Origin of the sequence: Gilliamella apicola (genome assembly GCF_000599985.1) — a bacterium.
GTDB lineage: Bacteria > Pseudomonadota > Gammaproteobacteria > Enterobacterales > Orbaceae > Gilliamella > Gilliamella apicola.
Map to the genome: position 1 here is coordinate 983,288 of NZ_CP007445.1, position 14,551 is coordinate 997,838.

Below are 14,551 nucleotides of genomic sequence, written 5' to 3' on the forward strand. Positions count from 1 at the left end.
TTGTATTATTTAGTTTGATAACGATATTAGCGACTACGGAATATGATACGTGCTTTGGATAGATCGTAAGGCGTCATTTCAACAGTCACTTTATCTCCTGTTAAAATACGAATGTAATTTTTTCGCATCTTACCAGAAATATGTGCAGTAACAACATGACCATTTTCAAGTTCAACACGAAACATCGTGTTCGGTAGAGTATCAAGTATTGTACCTTGCATTTCAATGTTATCTTCTTTTGCCATTGGGGCCTCTTAAATAATAAATACAAATCAAATATACTTAAATTGCTAGTCGTATTTCACACATTTAACATGTGCATGAAAAAAGCTATAAGCTTTTTCATTACCATATTGGTTGTTTATGATAAGATTTAGCAAATTAAAGTATAAACATAAAAAAACTGAATTTAGAATATATAAACTTAGCGGCAAAATAATGCCGAAAAAACTGTCAGATGTAAAGTCCTTTCTACTTTTTCTTTGCGTTATAAAGTGCATGTTGATGAATATAATGCCAAACTTTGGTTGGCAACAGATTTTCATAGTTTTGTTCATTGTTGATATTTTGTCTTATTTCGGTTGCCGATATATTTTCAAGTGGCGTATGAGCAAAAAAAATGTACCCAAATGGATAATCATGTAAATCTTTAATATTCGTTGTCTGATGCGTGTCTATCCAATTTTGTAACTCGATATTATCGGTTTTTTCTGCATAACCAGGTCTACGACAAATTAACAAATGACAGTAATCAAGAAGTGTTTGCCATTTATGCCAAGTAGGTAGGCTTAGCAATGAATCTTGACCCATAATAAAGGCTAATCCTTTTTGATAACCATTTTCCTTGCGCCATTTTTCTAACGTTTCAATTGTAAAGGATGGTCTCATCAATTTTTCTGATGATATTTCCCGAGTATCAATCGAAAATAGTGGTAAATCTTCTATCGCCAAATTTAGCATTTCCAAACGTTGCTCTGTTGTTGCTTCTGGCTGTGGTTTATGTGGAGGAATTTGGTTAGGCAATAAGCTGATTTGCGTTAAGCCAATCTCTTTTGCTAAGGCTATAGCTGGATGTATATGTCCATAGTGTACCGGATCAAATGTACCGCCAAACAATGCTGTTAACATCTATTTAATCCCCATAAATTGCAGGGTTAATGCAGATAAAGCATCCCAAATTTGTAATTGACTATCATGTTTAAAACTAATTTCTATTTCAGTTAGTTGTTTTAGTGTATTAAATAGATCTTTAATATCAAAGCGATTCAAATAAGTGGTATACATGGATCTTTTATTTTGCCAAATTTTATATTCGTCAAAAATCTGTTTAAAAGATTTAGTTGATAATCCTTTTTTTAGATTGATAAGTAAAATAAGTTCTCGTTGTATAACACGCAATAAAATTAATGGTTCAAACTCATTCATCTTTAACTGTTGCATTATATGTGTCGCGCGCTTAGTTTTGTGTGACACCATTGCATCAATCCAATGATAAGGCGTAAATATTGCTGAATCATTTATATTATTTTCGATTTGATCATAGGTAATAGTCTGATTTGGGAACAGCAATTTTAATTGTTCAATAATTTGGGTTAATGCAAGTAAATTACCCTCATAATAGTAACAGAGTAACTCAATTGCCTGTGGTTCAATCTGCATCTGTTTTTGTTGCAGGTGATTGGTAACCCACTTAGGTAATTGCATTTCATCGGGAGTATTACAACTCACAACAACTAATTTATCAGATAATCTTTTATACCATTGAGCATTTTCATTCGCTTTAGTGATTTTATTTAAACTGATGATTAAGACTATCTCAGCCGTTAACATTTCACTTAATGTATTAAGCTTTGTGGTAATATTGGCATTTATTGAACCTTCACCAAAATCTAAGAAAATAAGTGTATTATCAGAGAACAAATTCATTTCTTGGCAACTATCAAAGATAGTTGACCAATCGGTTTGATTATCTATATTAAATGTTAGTTGTTCATTGAAACCTAATTGTTTAAAGGAGGTTTTTAATTGAGTTTGCGCATAATGTTGTAAATAAGGATCATTTCCTATTATCAAATAATAAGGTGATCCTAATTTAGTTGTGATTTGATCGGCACTGATTTTAATCATATCAATTTTTAATTTACGGCATTAACAGATTTTAATTTCCGTATAATTTGTTTTGCAGCTTCCATATACATTTCATCTTCAATTAAATCTTGTTCAGTCGTTTTGGCAAGTGCGGCTGACGGATTATCGAAAAATGTCCGGAATACACGGACATTGATAGGATAGATTTTTTCTTTTTCAATAATGATTTGTGTCTCAACAGTCAAAACTAACTGATATTCAGCTGCTTTACCATCTTTATAAATTGATATTGTGCTACGATCTAGTGAGTCTCTTACAACCTTTAATATAGGAAGATTTTGAGAACTTTCATTATTGGTTAACGTAACATGATTGTCGCGTAATAATTCTTTAATGTCTCGTGAAAGTCGTCCATAAGGATCATAGCTCATATAAGACATCTTTTTAAAACGCGTTGGTACTTCTGTGTCATGCTGTAAATGAAATCCGCATCCAGTCAAGGATATTGTTAATAACATGAGAGAAGCTAAATATTTTTTCATATCTACTACCGCCTATATTTAGTTATAAACAATATTAACCAACAACAAGATTTAATAATTTACCAGGTACATAAATAACTTTACGAATCGTAACATCGACTAAATATTTTTGAATATTTGGTTCTTGTTTAGCTTGAGCTATGACCGATTCTTGATCAGCATTTGCTGGCACGGTAAATTTGCCACGTACTTTGCCATTGATTTGTACCACAATAAGTTTTTCATCTTCAACCATAGCCGATTCATCTGCAACTGGCCATTGGCTATCATCAATCGATTCACTATGACCTAATGCTTGCCACATCACAAAACAAGCGTGAGGCATCATAGGATAAAGTAAACGAACAATGGCATTTAACGCTTCGTCCATTAATGCACGGTCTTGTTCAGATTCTTGCGGTGCTTTTTGTAAGCGATTCATTAATTCCATTACAGCCGCAATTGCCGTATTAAATGTTTGACGACGCCCAATATCATCAGTTACTTTTGCAATCGTTTTATGTAATTCACGACGTAATGATTTCTGATCGTTGTTTAACGCTGAAACATCAAGCTCTGCTGTTTGACCTTTTTGCGCATGCTCGTACACTAAACGCCATACACGTTTAATAAAGCGATTGGCTCCTTCAACTCCAGATTCTTGCCATTCAAGGGTCATATCAGCAGGTGAGGCAAACATCATAAATAAACGTACTGTATCGGCACCGTATTTTTCGACCATCTCTTGTGGATCAATGCCGTTATTTTTGGATTTTGACATCTTCGTCATACCAGCATGCACAAGTTCATTACCTTTACTATCAACCGCTTTAGCAATGCGACCTTTTTCATCGCGCTCAATGGTCACCTCAGTTGGTGATACCCAAATACGTTCGTTAGTAGGGCTGGTATAGTAAAATGCATCAGCTAAAACCATACCTTGGCAAAGTAAGCGTTTGGCAGGTTCATCAGATGTAACTAAACCAAAATCGCGCATTAATTTATGGAAGAATCTAAAATAGAGTAGATGCATAATTGCATGTTCAATACCGCCCACATACTGGTCAACTGGCAACCAATAGTTAGCCGCATTTTCGTCTAACATACCTTTGTCATAATGAGGGCAAGTATAACGTGCGTAATACCAAGATGATTCCATAAACGTGTCGAAAGTGTCGGTTTCGCGTAATGCAGGTTGACCATTAACCGTAGTTTTAGCCCAGTTAGGATCTGCTTTGATTGGGCTTGTGATACCATTCATTTCAACATCTTCTGGTAAAATAACTGGTAATTGATCTTCTGGTGTTGGAATTGTGGTGCCATCTTCAAGGGTAACCATTGGAATTGGTGCGCCCCAGTAACGTTGGCGTGAAACGCCCCAATCACGTAAGCGATAATTGACTTTGCGAGTACCAATACCAAGCGCAGTTAATTTATCAGCAATAGCATTGAATGCTTGTTCAAAATCAAGTCCATCAAATTCGCCAGAATTGAATAATTTGCCATGTTCGGTATAAGCTTGCTCGGAAAGATCCGGAGCATTACCTTCTTGGTTTAAAATAACGGGTTTTATTGTTAAGTTATATTTAGAAGCAAATTCATAATCACGTTCATCGTGACCAGGTACGGCCATAACTGCACCAGTCCCATATTCGATTAGCACAAAATTAGCGATCCAAACAGGCACTTTATCACCAGTTAATGGATGAATGGCATAATAGCCAGTTGGCATGCCTTTCTTTTCCATCGTCGCCATATCGGCTTCAGCTGTTTTAGTGTTTTTGCATTCGGCAATAAATTCAGCAATTTTAGGGTCATTTTGTGCTGCTAATTGTGCAAGAGGGTGTTCGGCTGCAACTGACACAAAGCTTACACCCATTAAAGTATCTGGGCGTGTTGTATAAACACGTAATTTATCAGTATAGTTTTCAACGGCAAAATCAAATTCAACGCCCTCTGAACGCCCAATCCAGTTACGTTGCATGATTTTAACTTGTTCAGGCCAACTTTCTAATGTGTCTAAATCATTGAGTAACTCTTCTGCGTATGCAGTAATTTTGATAAACCATTGTGGGATTTCTTTACGTTCAACAGGGGTATTACAACGCCAGCAGCAACCTTCGACTACTTGTTCGTTAGCAAGTACAGTTTGATCATTTGGACACCAGTTAACGGCGGACGTTTTTTTATAAACTAAACCTTTTTCATACAGTTTAGTAAAAAACCATTGTTCCCATTTGTAATATTCAGGACGGCAAGTAGTAACTTCACGATCCCAATCATAACCAAAACCTAACAATTGCAATTGCTTTTTCATATAAGCAATATTTTCATAGGTCCATTTTGCAGGAGCAGTATTGTTTTTAACTGCAGCGCCTTCAGCTGGTAAACCAAATGCATCCCAGCCGATGGGTTGCAATACATTTTTGCCATTTAAGCGTTGATAACGCGAGATGGTATCGCCGATTGTGTAGTTACGAACATGACCAAGATGTAAGCGCCCAGAAGGGTAAGGTAGCATCGATAAACAGTAGTATTTTTCTTTTGATGGATCTTCTGTAACGTGGAAAGTTTTATTTTCTAGCCAATGTTTTTGTACTGTGGCTTCTATTTCATCGGGGCGATATTGTTCTTGCATGACGAATTAATGTCCTATCTATTATTGCTAATAAAAATATTTTGCTAATTGTATTGGTTATTGTGGTGTTTTACAAACGTTATATGCGTGGTCAGTCTGAATTTTTAAGCAAAAAGGAAGGTAGCAAATGACTAAAAGTATAGACTTATAGAAGTAAACAATCCAAAATTAATTGTTTATTTCGGCTATGACGAGAATAATAAGCGGAGTTGAACTCCGCTCGTAAAATTTTAACCACCATTAAATATACTGGTAAATCGTGATAAAAATGATTTTTCTTCTTTTTTAGGTATATTTTCAAGGTTGGCTTGAATTAACTCATCGACTTTTTTAGTTTCGTTATCTAAACCTAATTCATTATAAGCATTACGCATCAACAAAAGTGCAGTTTTTGTTGAGTCTGTGTCAGGAAATAACGAAATCATTCGGCTTACCCGATTAATTACAGCAACATAGGCTCCACGTTTGGTATAATATTCTGCAATTTTTAATTGATATCGGGATAATCTGTTTTTCAGATAGATCAAACGTTTTTGTGCATCAGCCGCATAAGAGCTGTCTGGAAAGCTTGAAACCAGATAGGTAAAGTCTTTGAAAGCGGCCATAGCAAAATCTGGATCTCTATCGGAACGATCGACATTAAACCAACCTTGGATGGTATTATCATCTTGTACCATGTTAGTAATTCCGCGCATATAGATAATCCAATCTATATTAGGGTGCGTTGGATTCAATTTTAAAAAACGGTCAATTGACGCAATAGTCAATGGATAATCACCTGATTTGTAATAAGCATAAATTAAATCAAACTGTACTTGTTGTGAATAAGGACCAAATGGAAAGTTCTTATCGATTGTTTCTAATATGGAAATACTGGATTTTATGTTGCCACTTTCGAGTTCACTTCGAGCTTTGTTGTGAAGATCTAATTCTGATACATTTTCAACATCTGGTTTGGAAGATGTACAGCCAATTAGCATGCCAGCTAAAGTGATTGCTAGTAAAGTGTGTAAACGTAGTTTCATTCGTTTTTCAGTCCAAATTTAATTAAACATTAAAGGCAATGATTAGTATATAATACTCTAAAACCTAACAGCTTAAAATAGATAAATTACACATGCATGAGTTAAAATTATCGACCGAAATAGAACAAACCCAGCTTGGAATGCGCTTAGATCAAGCATTATCAGAGCTTTTTCCTGATTACTCAAGATCAAGAATTAAAGATTGGATCGTTAATAATAAAGTTACCGTCAATAATATAATTGTCAATAAACCCAAAGAACGTGTGCTTGGTGGTGAAAAAATAAGTATAACCGCTGAAATAGAAGAAGAAAACTATCATCAACCCGAAGATATTAAACTTAATATTGTTTATGAAGATGATGATATTTTAGTGATTAACAAACCTCGCGATTTAGTTGTGCATCCCGGTGCGGGTAATCCCAATGGCACAGTATTAAATGCCTTATTACATTATTATCCAGAAATATCGCGTGTACCACGGGCTGGTATTGTGCATCGATTAGACAAAGATACTACTGGTTTAATGGTTGTGGCTAAAACAATCGTTGCCCAAACTCATCTAGTTGAATCATTGCAACTGCGTGAAATTACCCGTGAATACGAAGCTGTCGCAATGGGAATTATTACCGCTGGAGGTACAGTTAATCAACCTATCACACGTCACCCTACCAAACGAACGCATATGGCGGTATTCCCAACAGGTAAACCTGCGGTTACCCATTATCGCGTAATGGAAAAATATCGGTTACATACTCGATTACGCTTACGTTTAGAAACAGGACGAACTCACCAAATCCGTGTACATATGTCGCATATAGCGCATCCATTGGTTGGTGATCCATTATATGGAGGACGTCCAAGACCGCCAAAAGGTGCTAGTGAATCATTTATTCAAACCTTACGAGATTTTGACAGGCAAGCATTGCATGCTACTATGTTACGCCTATTCCATCCTGTTACGGGTGAGCAGATGGAGTGGCATGCACCGATTCCTGATGATATGCAAAAATTAATTCAAGCATTACAGGAAGATACCGAACTTCATAAAGATGAACTGGATTGGTAACAAATATGATTAAATCGATTTACCCTTATTGGACTGCACCTAAAAATATTCATGCGTTTACTACAACCAGAACAGGTGGTGTTAGTTTAGCGCCATTTGCCAGTTTAAATTTGGGTAATCGAACTGATGATAATTTAGATCATGTTGCCGAAAACCGTAAGCGTATCATTAATGCTCAGCAGATACCCAGTGAACCTTATTGGCTTAATCAAACGCATAGTACTATCGCGCTAGATATTTCACAAATTGCTCTACAAGCGCCAACAGGAAAGATAAATACTCATCAATCATTTGAAGCCGATGCTTCTTATACAAATCAACCCAAGCAAGTTAGTGTTGTGCTAACAGCAGACTGTCTGCCTGTGTTATTTTGTTCAAGAAAAGGCGATGAAGTCGCTGCTGCCCATGCCGGTTGGCGAGGGTTATGTCATGGTATTTTAGAAGAAACAGTTAAAAAATTTGCCTGCCCAACCGATGAAATATTAGCTTGGATGGGGCCCGCTATTAGTGCAAAAAAATTTGAGGTAGGAGTTGAAGTTAAACATCAATTTGAAAAAGTCGATTCTAACGCTAAATTGGCTTTTACTTTAATTAACCCGACCGAGCAAAAATATCTGGCTGACTTGTATTTAATTGCCAAACAACGTTTGCAAGCTATGGGGATTGTTAATGTGTTTGGTGGGGACTACTGTACTTGTACCGAACAAGATAAATTCTTCTCATATCGCCGTGAAAATAAGACAGGTCGAATGGCATCAATGATTTGGTTTGATTAAACCGCAAAGTATTAAGTTGGAATAAAAATACCTGTATATTGTTTATTTGTTTACCATTTAATTTTGAATTAAATAAATAAAAATATTTACCTATTTAATACTGTGCATTCTATTTTTGTTATATCTTGAATGATTTATTAAGTGAATTTTGATTTATTTTCGAGTATAGATAGTTTATGGAAGCTCGATTATGTTTATTCATAAAATTTATCACAATTTGAACGAACTGATTTATAAATACGAAGCTAGTGTAATAACATAATTCTTGTTTCTAATATGAGCTGTGGCAAAAATAAAACGAAACGGTATAGACATCTGAATATTTTTTACAGGTTATCTGTTTTAGTTTATTAAGGCTTTTGTAACAAAAGCCTTAATTATGAGAAATATCTATATAATAAAAAACGAATTGAAACAAAATTACCAAAACTCAATCTAATTTCGGATGTTGATTAACTAAATCTTGACGTTGTTCTTGTAGGTTTTCTATCTGTTCGTCGATATCTTCTACTTTTTGCTCGATGGAATCAAAGTGATCCGATAAGATCTCTTTTGCTTCTGAACGATCTGATGCTGCTGGTGTTGCACCTCTTAATGGCTGATTGGCGGTTTCTCTCATTTTTACACCAGTAAGTAATCCTACTAATGCAACAATCATCAAGTAGTAAGCTGGCATGTATAAGTTATTAGTTTCTTCTACTAACCAAGCGGCAAAAGTTGGTGTTGCACCAGCAATTAACACTGAAATATTAAACGAGATAGCCAATGCACTGTAACGGATGTTGGTTGGAAAAATGGCCGGTAATATTGATGCCATTACTCCCGTAAAACAGTTTAGTAAAACTGCTAATATCAATAATCCTAAAAAAATAAGACCAATAACATCACTATTAATCATAACAAAAGCAGGATAGGAAAGGATTAGTAATCCTAGACTTCCTCCTATTATAAAGGGTCTACGTCCTATTTTGTCACTAATTAACCCTATCATAGGTTGCACAAATAACATACCAATCATGATAGCAATAATAATTAATACACCATGATCAGTATGATAATTTAAATTGTGAGATAAGTAACTTGGCATATAGGTAAGTAGCATATAATAGGTGACATTAGTAACAATGACTAATCCAACACAAACAAATAAGCTTTTCCAATACTTGGTGATGATTTCTTTGAAAGTCATTTTAGATGGATTTGCAATATTGGCTTGTTCATTTTTATCCATTGAATCAGTATGTTGCATAAATGCAGGAGTCTCTTCTAATGCATGACGTAAATAAAGACCGACTAGTCCTAATGGCAGTGCAAATAAAAATGGAATTCGCCATCCCCAATTTTGGAATCTAGCATCACCAAGGATAGTTGATAATAGCACAACTAAGCCAGCGCCCACTAGAAAACCAGCAATGGAGCCAAAGTCTAACCAACTTCCCATAAAACCACGTTTACGGTCTGGCGAGTATTCGGCTACAAAAATTGCTGCGCCAGAATATTCACCACCAATCGAAAAGCCTTGCGCTAATTTAGCCAACAATAATAGTACAGGGGCGGTAATGCCAATTGATGCATAGGAAGGAATTAGTCCAATACAAAATGTACTTAATGACATGATAATGATGGTGACAGAAAGTACTTTTTGCCGACCAAATTTATCGCCTAATATACCAAACACTAATCCACCTAATGGTCGAACTAAAAAAGGCACCGAGAAAGTTGCCAATGCAGCAACTACTTGTACATTTGGTGAAGCATTAGGGAAAAATACTTGTCCTAATACATAAGCTAAAAAACCATATACGCCAAAATCAAACCATTCCATTGCGTTACCAAGTGCTGCTGCGATAATGGCTTTTTTTAATTTGCTATCATCAATAATCGTTATGTCATTTATATTTAATGGGTGATTCTTCGGTTTTATTGTTTTCTTCATAAAATACCGCCTATTTTCATGTTATAAATGAAAAGAAATAGTGCAACAAGATGAATACAATTCAAACGACACATTTACAATGTGTTATTCAGTTAATTTTATTGATGAAAATTTAAGTAAAGATAAAAGAGGGCAATAAAAAAGCAAAAAACGATGTTTTGTAGATGCATTCTAATATAACTTAATATCGACAAAACTGTTCTTTTAATGAAAATTAGTGACTAATTATAGCAAAATATCTAATTATGTAAAATAAGGTAAATAAACCGTCTAATTTTTTCAAATCATCAGTCAGTTCCTGTTCATAAGTGTTATGACATAATTAGCAATCGTATAACGGGCAGTCATTTAAAGGTTGATATATGATCTAAAAACAGGTATTTTGTGACCGGTTTAACAAATATAGTTTATATTAGAAATAAACAGTTCAATAAAGCAAAGTTGTATTTGCTATATACATGAAATATATCGAGGATAACATGGATAAAGGATTAACCAATTTGGTGAATCAATTAGGCAATGGTTTAAGTCGTGGTTTAAAGAATGGTTTGGTTAATGGAGCGGGTCACAATCGTTATACATTAAATATCGAAGATTTACCTGCTGAGGTTTCAATCTTACAGGTTGAAGGTAATGAACAACTTAACCAGCCTTGGTATTACACTATTACTTTTACCAGCTCAAATAAACATCTTCTTGTCGAGTCATTTCTTAATCAAAATGCCTGTTTGAGTTTTAACTCGGCGAATTCTAACCATTTAAGTGATATTGCAACGAAAGGACTTGATGCGCTCAATTCTTTAACCTCCGCCAATCCTTTACAAGCATTAAAACAGTCCGAGCCATTAAAACAGTTAGGTAAGTTTACACAATCCAATTCACTCGATTCACTTAACTCTTTAACGCAACTCAATCCACTTAATTCCTTAAACTCATTATTATCTCAAGGCGGTTCACGCACTCTTCATGGTGTGATAACCCAGTTCAGTCAATTATCAGTCAGTAATGACGAAGCCCGTTATCAGGTGGTTTTGTCCTCGCAATTAGCCAAACTGGCATTAAGTCATAACTGTGCTATTTTTCAAAATCAGAGCGTTATCACTGTGGTTGAAGAGGTCTTGCGTGGTCATGGTTATACAGGGATTGATTATCGTTTAGCACTTAAAGAGCAATATCCTGAACGTGAATTTATCACCCAGTGGCAAGAGAGTGACCTTGAGTTTATTCAAAGACTGCTTGCTGATGTGGGCGTCTATTTCCGGTTTGAAACGCATGGTGAACACAATTGTGATGTGATGGTCATCAGTGATTATGAACAAGGTTATCATCAGGTGGCTGATATTTTCTACAAACAACCAAGTGGCACACTGGATAACGGCGTTGAAAGTGTCTGGGATATGACCTTGCACAGTCAAATGGTGGAAGCTTCAGTAAAAGTACAGGATTATAACTACCGAGATGCGCAGGCGAATTTACTGGGTGAAGTTAACAGCCAACAGAAAGATAACACCACTTATGGCACTGATTACCGTTATGATGAGCACTATAAAGGGTTAAATAGCAATGGTAATGGTAGTAATGCCAATAACAATGATATAAACAATCACAACAGTAATAATGATGACGATATTGATAGTGACACAAATAATCATGATGGCAATGGTGACGATATCGATACCGACGATAGTCAAGGCAGTAACGGCAATAGTAATGACATCGACAATAATAGCGATAACACTAATGGTAGTAATAGCAATAGCAATAACAATAACAATAACAACAGCAGTGATATTAACAGTAATCAAGCTAACATGGGTAATGGTGTTGAAAGTGGTGAATGGTATGCCCGCATTCGTCATGAACGAGCCATTAGTCGTCAAATTCTTATCCGCGGTAAAAGCAATCAAGCCAATTTAGCCCCAGGTCAACATATCCGCATCAAAGGCAGTGCGATTACCGGAATAGATGAAGGCATAATGATATTAACGGTGCAAGGTCAGGGAAATCGCAGTGATGCTTATGAACTGAGTTTTACCGCGATACCTTACCAGCCATTAAAACCTTACCGCCCGGAACCTATTCCTTTCCCAACCATTGATGGCACCTTACCGGCACGGGTAACTAGTCCGGATAATGACACCTATGGTTATATTGATACACAAGGGCGCTATCGGGTTAAATTTAACTTTGATTTAAAAGAGTGGCGAAACGGTGAAGAGAGTTTATGGTTAAGACTGGCTAAACCGTATGCAGGCAGTACCTATGGTTTTCACTTCCCACTGATTGACGGCACAGAAGTTGCGGTTGCATTTACTAACGGTAATCCGGACCGACCTTATATCGCACATGCGATGCATGATAGTCAACACCCTGACCATGTGACCACCATAAACAAACACCGTAATGTGATTCGCACACCAGCGAACAATAAGTTACGGATGGATGATAAGCGCGGACAAGAGCACATCAAGTTAGCGACCGAATATGGTAAAACCCAGCTTAACATTGGGCATTTAGTTGACCAAAATAAAACCCAGCGAGGTGAAGGGTTTGAACTGCGCACCGATGAGTGGGGTGCGATTGCTGCCAATAAAGGCTTATACCTAACCAGTCAGACCGAGCCTAAAGCACAGGGTAAACAACTTGATATGCAAGCTGCCATTACCCAGCTTGAAAATGCACTATCAATTGCCAAAGCCTTACAAAATGCGGCAACCGCCTCTGAAGCTAATTGTGCGGATACCGACAGTCAAGAACAACTTAAAACAACATTAACCCAGTTAGCCCAAAGTGGTATTCTTGCTTATGCACAAGAAGGCATTGCTTTAACCAGTCCTGAAAATATCCAACTGTCAACGTCAAATAGCGTTTCAGTAACCAGTGAAAACCAAACTGACATCAATGCGTTAAAAAACATTACCGTCTCATCCGGTGAATCCATCGGTCTATTTGCCCATAAATCGGGAATGAAAGTCTTTGCCAACCAAGGCGATGTTGAGGTACAAGCGCAAAATGCCAACCTGAATATGGCCGCTAAGCAAGATATTAAAATAGACAGTGTCGATGGAAAACTGACGGTTACCGCAAGTAAAGAACTGACGTTAATGTGTGGTGGTTCATACATCAAACTTAGCAGTACAGGGATTGAACTGGGCACGGCTGATAATGTTTATATAAAAAGTAATGCATTGCAGAAAATGGGTCCGAAAGCGATGCAAGTTACTCCATTAGCATTACCTTATCTTATAGGCAATTATGCAATTAAATTTATATGTAAAGATGAAACAGGAAAAATTTATGCTAATGGACCTTATATTGCAACATTGCCAGATGGCAGAAAGGTGCAAGGTCGAACCGATAAAAATGGATATACAAAAGCGTTTTATACACAAAATGAAAATGAAACAGTAACATTAGAGTTTATTTAAAGGTAAGATAAAATTATGCCGAATAAAACTAAAATAAACACAATCTATTCAGGACTAACAACTATAATTGAAAAAGGTCAGGTTGCCCTTCAAGAAGCCATAATAAAAATACCGCCCAAACCTTTATTTGTATTATTTGCATTTGGAGGAGGTGGGTGGCTCTCATTTGAATTAGCTGCTTATTATAAAAAAAGTCGATTACAAAAAAAATATCCAGAGGCCGAAATTCGAATTATAAAAGGGTTTAAATATCCCTCTGAGTTTAAAGTAGAATGGACTAAATTATATAATGAGTTAACCAATCCTGAAACGGCTAGTAAATATGCTTTATGGCAAATTCACTATTTTGGTCATGGGGGAAATAACTCGCTTTATCTAAAAAAACAAAATGATAATAGTGAAATTTTTTTTAATGATAAGGATAATATGGAGCGCTTACCTTGGCATCCGCATGAGGGTATTTTTGTTTTACACTCTTGTCGAGGTGGAGCATATGAAGATTCATGTAATAGCGATATGATTAAAGAAAAAATTTGTCTAGCAAAGACAATCTCTAAGCTACAAAAAACCCGTTGCTTAGGACAAACTATCTATGCTAATTTTGCTATTGATGTGATGCAAATTGATAATTATTCACCAGATGCAAATCTTTATTCTTTTGTATTTGGGTCAGAAACAACTGCAGAAGAAGATGCGGAAAGATTTAAATACCGACCCGATCGCTATATTAGTAGTTTTTATTCTAATACCCCAATAGATCGAGTTTTGTGGGGATATGCTTTATTGACTGGTCAAACAAAAATAAAAATGATGAAAAATAAAAAAAATTATGAAGAAGCTCTTAAAAAACCTTATCCTATTTACGAAGAAATAAAAAAATTAAGTCCAAAAAATCAGATCCTTCCCTGTCGAGTATTTAATAGAGGTGAATTAGAAGAACGCATTGTAGAAGTAGATGTTTTTAATCACAATGATATGGAGTATATCTAATGAATAACTCTACAAAAATAGCAAAGACAATACATAAAAAATCAAAAGCTTTTAGTATTTGTTTGATTATCTGCATTTTGCT

General features: G+C 35.8%; 10 protein-coding genes and 1 pseudogene. 4 read left to right on the plus strand and 7 right to left on the minus strand.

Annotation, left to right across the window (positions count from 1 at the left end; genetic code table 11):
* Nucleotides 1-26 precede the first annotated feature (26 nt).
* The 6 genes and pseudogenes from infA to bamD form a co-directional block, all read right to left on the minus strand.
* On the minus strand, nt 27-245 hold the full coding sequence (gene infA, locus GAPWK_RS04510; RefSeq protein WP_025315083.1) for a translation initiation factor IF-1: 219 nt from the start codon (nt 243-245) through the stop codon (nt 27-29).
* A 226-nt stretch (nt 246-471) separates the two neighbouring features.
* Entirely contained in the window at nt 472-1,128 is a 657-nt protein-coding gene (gene nadD / locus GAPWK_RS04515; RefSeq protein WP_038517193.1) for a nicotinate-nucleotide adenylyltransferase, read from the minus strand.
* The gene (gene holA, locus GAPWK_RS04520) at nt 1,129-2,127 is read right to left on the minus strand and encodes a DNA polymerase III subunit delta (protein WP_038517195.1); all 999 of its coding nucleotides are present in this window, start codon (nt 2,125-2,127) and stop codon (nt 1,129-1,131) included.
* 8 nt (nt 2,128-2,135) lie between these two features.
* Nucleotides 2,136-2,630 carry an LPS assembly lipoprotein LptE gene (gene lptE / locus GAPWK_RS04525; RefSeq protein ID WP_025315084.1) on the minus strand — a complete coding sequence of 165 codons (495 nt, stop codon included), beginning with the start codon at nt 2,628-2,630 and terminating at the stop codon, nt 2,136-2,138.
* A gap of 34 nt (nt 2,631-2,664) precedes the next feature.
* Nucleotides 2,665-5,247 carry a leucine--tRNA ligase gene (gene leuS / locus GAPWK_RS04530; protein ID WP_025315085.1) on the minus strand — a complete coding sequence of 861 codons (2,583 nt, stop codon included), beginning with the start codon at nt 5,245-5,247 and terminating at the stop codon, nt 2,665-2,667.
* Between the two features lie 302 nt (nt 5,248-5,549).
* A pseudogene (bamD, locus tag GAPWK_RS04535) lies at nt 5,550-6,272 on the minus strand (outer membrane protein assembly factor BamD); the annotation flags it as partial.
* A 92-nt stretch (nt 6,273-6,364) separates the two neighbouring features.
* On the opposite strand from bamD, the gene rluD reads away from it, so the two are divergent.
* Both rluD and pgeF read left to right on the plus strand, forming a co-directional pair.
* A complete protein-coding gene (gene rluD, locus GAPWK_RS04540; RefSeq protein ID WP_038517198.1) occupies nt 6,365-7,339 on the plus strand; it encodes a 23S rRNA pseudouridine(1911/1915/1917) synthase RluD in 975 nt (324 codons plus the stop codon).
* Between the two features lie 8 nt (nt 7,340-7,347).
* Complete coding sequence (pgeF, locus tag GAPWK_RS04545; RefSeq protein WP_025315088.1) at nt 7,348-8,115, plus strand: peptidoglycan editing factor PgeF; 768 nt, start codon at nt 7,348-7,350, stop codon at nt 8,113-8,115.
* 430 nt (nt 8,116-8,545) lie between these two features.
* Here the strand turns inward: pgeF and proP are convergent, their stop codons facing one another.
* Nucleotides 8,546-10,051, minus strand: coding sequence for a glycine betaine/L-proline transporter ProP (proP, locus tag GAPWK_RS04550; protein ID WP_025315089.1), 1,506 nt, complete (start codon nt 10,049-10,051; stop codon nt 8,546-8,548).
* A 458-nt stretch (nt 10,052-10,509) separates the two neighbouring features.
* Between proP and GAPWK_RS14090 the strand changes: the two genes are divergently transcribed.
* Both GAPWK_RS14090 and GAPWK_RS04560 read left to right on the plus strand, forming a co-directional pair.
* A complete protein-coding gene (locus GAPWK_RS14090) occupies nt 10,510-13,479 on the plus strand; it encodes a type VI secretion system Vgr family protein (protein WP_080692426.1) in 2,970 nt (989 codons plus the stop codon).
* 15 nt (nt 13,480-13,494) lie between these two features.
* Entirely contained in the window at nt 13,495-14,469 is a 975-nt protein-coding gene (locus GAPWK_RS04560) for a hypothetical protein (protein WP_025315091.1), read from the plus strand.
* Nucleotides 14,470-14,551: the final 82 nt, after the last annotated feature.